The 633-nt window shown below is 50.2% G+C and carries 2 tRNA genes and 1 rRNA gene; all 3 read left to right on the top strand.

Annotated features, from left to right (window positions below):
* Positions 1-85, top strand: a 16S ribosomal RNA gene (locus tag AT864_RS13650); the annotation flags it as partial.
* Between the two features lie 237 nt (positions 86-322).
* A tRNA-Ile gene (locus AT864_RS13645) sits at positions 323-396 on the top strand.
* Between the two features lie 19 nt (positions 397-415).
* A tRNA-Ala gene (locus AT864_RS13640) sits at positions 416-491 on the top strand.
* Positions 492-633: the final 142 nt, after the last annotated feature.

Raw genomic sequence — 633 nt, 5'->3', positions numbered from 1 at the left:
CCAGCCGCCGAAGGTGGGGCAGATGATTGGGGTGAAGTCGTAACAAGGTAGCCGTATCGGAAGGTGCGGCTGGATCACCTCCTTTCTAAGGATGAAAAGCGGAGGCGACTGTTCAGCCGAAGCTAGATAGTAAGAACGCTTTCGTTTTGTTCGGTTTTGAGAGAACATTTCTCTCTACATCCTTCGTTTTGCGCCTGCGTCTGCAAGCGAGTTCAGAGAAGCTGAATTTCTCGGCGCATGGCAGCAGGGAAGTGAATTCGTGGCAGTCGCCATGTTCAGTTTTGAGAGAATATCTCTCTTTTGGTTTTAAATGTGAAAATATGGGCCTATAGCTCAGCTGGTTAGAGCGCACGCCTGATAAGCGTGAGGTCGGTGGTTCAAGTCCACTTAGGCCCATCCTCTATATTTATTGAATGGGGCCTTAGCTCAGCTGGGAGAGCGCCTGCTTTGCACGCAGGAGGTCATCGGTTCGATCCCGATAGGCTCCACCAAACGAAATCAGCGATGGTTCTTTGAAAACTAGATAACAGGTAAGAAGAAAGGAACGTGAAGCTCTTTTCACTGGTTAAGTTAGAAAGGGCGCACGGTGGATGCCTTGGCACTAGGAGCCGATGAAGGACGGGACAAACACCG

Origin of the sequence: Anoxybacillus sp. P3H1B, from assembly GCF_001560855.1 — a bacterium.
GTDB lineage: Bacteria > Bacillota > Bacilli > Bacillales > Anoxybacillaceae > Anoxybacteroides > Anoxybacteroides rupiense.
This window is presented reverse-complemented; position numbering and strand designations above follow the sequence as displayed.